General features: G+C 34.9%; 3 protein-coding genes. 1 reads left to right on the forward strand and 2 read right to left on the reverse strand.

Features of this window, described 5'->3' with window-relative positions:
• Nucleotides 1–459: DUF2705 family protein (locus tag KI356_RS09215; RefSeq protein WP_498066717.1), on the forward strand; the 459-nt coding region annotated here is incomplete at its 5' end.
• Nucleotides 460–480: 21 nt separating this feature from the next.
• Here KI356_RS09215 and KI356_RS09220 read toward each other — a convergent pair.
• Nucleotides 481–1,641 (reverse strand): M20 peptidase aminoacylase family protein, encoded by a 1,161-nt coding sequence (locus tag KI356_RS09220; protein WP_212935298.1) that lies wholly within the window; start codon nt 1,639–1,641, stop codon nt 481–483.
• Between the two features lie 162 nt (nt 1,642–1,803).
• The gene (locus tag KI356_RS09225; RefSeq protein ID WP_128282449.1) at nt 1,804–2,712 is read right to left on the reverse strand and encodes an EamA family transporter; all 909 of its coding nucleotides are present in this window, start codon (nt 2,710–2,712) and stop codon (nt 1,804–1,806) included.
• Nucleotides 2,713–2,944: the final 232 nt, after the last annotated feature.

Consider the following 2,944-nt stretch of genomic DNA (forward strand, 5'->3'; position numbering starts at 1 on the left):
TTATTTATATTTAATATGATTTTTTCAACATTATGTGGGCTAATTATTTATAAATTCCAACAAACAGCTTGGACTGAATTTGTCGTTCAAAATGGAAATATAATAAAACAAAATATTTTCGTAGAAGCAAGTAAATATTATATTTTATCTTGGTTACCAACTCTTGTGTATGCTGCATTTGCCTTTATGATTTCTGTTTTAACGAGATCTAGCGGCGGCGCAATTGGTATTTCGCTATTTCTTGCTTTATCAGGAAATATTGCGTTAATAGCAGCAACTAGATATGAATGGGCGAAATATTTATTGCCGGCAAACACAGATTTATATAGTATTTCAAAGAATGGAAGCTTTATTGATGGAGTAACATTCCCGTTCGCTTCTTGTATGCTTCTTCTGTATTTAATTGTATTTCTAGGAATTTCTTATACAGTATTTATAAAACGAGATTTAACCGCATAAGCAAAAGCCGTTAAGGAGAACTTAACGGCTTTTTGTATGTGTTAATTGATGAATAGCCTCTTCGGCTAATAAGGAGAAATATTCCGCACTAATAGGTAATGCTTGTTCATCTACTGTAAAAGCTGGATGATGCCATTCATGTGTACCACTTGTTCCCATAAAGACGAATGAACCTGGTATTTCTTGTTGATAAAAAGAAAAATCTTCTCCTGCCATTGATGGTGTAGGAGAGATAACGTTTAGATTCATTTTCTCTGCAATTTGAATAGAAAGATTAGTGAGTGCTTTATCGTTTTGAACAGCAGGCGGACCTGGGTAAAATCGAAATTCTGTTTTTACACCTAGTGCATCAGAAACGCCTTTAATGATACGTTCCATTAATGCCGGAATCTTTTCACGTGTTTCAGCTTGGAATGTACGGACAGTTCCTTCTAATATTGCTTTTTCAGGAATAACGTTCCACGTATTCCCTGAATGAATGTTTGTTACACTTACGACAGCGTTATGAGAAGAACTAATATTTCGGCTTACAATCGTTTGAAGTGCCATAACAATTTGAGATGATGCAACGATAGGGTCGACGCCAGCATCAGGCACAGCTGCATGTGTTCCAACACCATGAATTTCAATTTCAAATCGATCAACTCCGGCCATCAGTGGCCCATCTTTAATACCGATTGTACCTACTGGTAAATCGGGCTTATTATGCATACCAAAAACGGCTTGCACATTCTTTAAATGTCCAGCTTCAACAACTTTACATGCTCCGTTTCCACTTTCTTCAGCAGCTTGGAATATAAAGCGAACAGTTCCGTTAAGAGAAGCTTCTTTTTCTTTTAATAAGTAAGCGGCACCCAACATAGCAGCTGTATGAAAATCATGCCCACAAGCATGCATTTTACCTTGTATTTTTGAAGTGTATGGAAGGTCTGTTTCTTCCTGTATGGGAAGGGCATCGATATCAGCACGAAGCGCTACAATCGGTCCGTTGTTATTACTAGAAATTTCAGCGATAATTCCTGTTTCTAAATTGGAATCGATAATAGTAATGTTAGCTTCTTCTAACCAATTTTTTATTGCTTTGGTCGTTTCAAATTCTTCGTACGATAGTTCTGGGTATTCGTGTAAATGTCGACGAATAGAAATAAGTTTTTCTGTTAATTGATTTGGAATGGATGCCACTTATTATGCCCTCTTTCTTAAGTGAAATATTTGTATTCATTATATAACACAATAATAAAAGAGAGGATTTTCAAATGAAAATCCTCTCTCTCGTTTATCCCCGATTGGTTTAACTAATAATCAGTGGGGATGAACAAAACCCCCACTGATTAAAGTTTCACTTTATGCTGCCACTTTTTTATGAGTATGCTGTTTTTTATAACGTCCACGCATTGCGTATGCAAATTGCGGGATTGCAATACCGATTAAAATAAGTGATACACCGAACCATTGTGAAGATAGTACAGCTTCTTTTAAAACGAATACAGACATAATTGTTGTAACTGGTAGTTCGGCGGCACCAAGAATAGTTGCTAAGCCAGATCCGATTTTTGGAATACCGATTGTAAAGGCAATGGACGGAATAACGATACTAAATATTCCTAATCCTAAGCCGTATTTCCAAAGGCCTTGAGAAATCGCTCCGTTAAAAATAAATGTTGGCGGGAATACGATCATGACTAAAGTTAAAGCGCCAGCCATTAAAAGGACACCGCGTGGTAATGAAGGTACTTCAACGGCAACTTTACCACTTACGAAAATGTATGTTGCAAATGTAACAGCAGATAATAAGCCTAAAATGATTCCAGTCGTATCGAAATCACCAGCTGATGTTTCTAATAACCCACTTGATAAAAATGTACCTGCAAGTAAGAAAATTACTGAAATAACTTTTTCTTTTGAAGGTAATGTTTTTGTTGTAATTGCTTCAATGATAATTCCAACCCAAACGAACTGGAATAAAAGTATAATTGCAATAGAAGCTGGTACAGTTTTTAAGGAAGCGTAATAAAAAATTCCAGTAAAACTTGCAGACGTTCCTGCGACGAATAAAATTAACATTTGTTTCAGAGGAACACGATGTCTAGAAAATAGAAGTGTAATAGCAAGTAAAATAATCCAACCGAACAAATACTGGCTACCAATTACCTCTCCAAGTGAAAATCCTTCTGCATATGCAAGTTTAACAAAAATAGCTAAAACTCCATAACTACACGCTCCTAATAAAACTAAAAGAGAATAACGAAGCATGAAAAATTCCTCCCATCTATATGAAATTGTTCCGTAACGGACATATATAACTAGAGGGAAGTATACAAAATTAAAAATGAAGGGTCAAATGAAAGAAAAGTGCAAAATTTTATAGAATAATAATAAAAGTATGATATTTATGCATAATCTTGAAATTAATAATAATTAAAGTATTGTAAAATCAGCTTTACGTTGTATAAAGATAGCATTTGAAAAAAAATTTTTAAGGTTA

It is taken from the genome of Bacillus hominis, assembly GCF_018332515.1.
Lineage (GTDB): Bacteria > Bacillota > Bacilli > Bacillales > Bacillaceae_G > Bacillus_A > Bacillus_A hominis.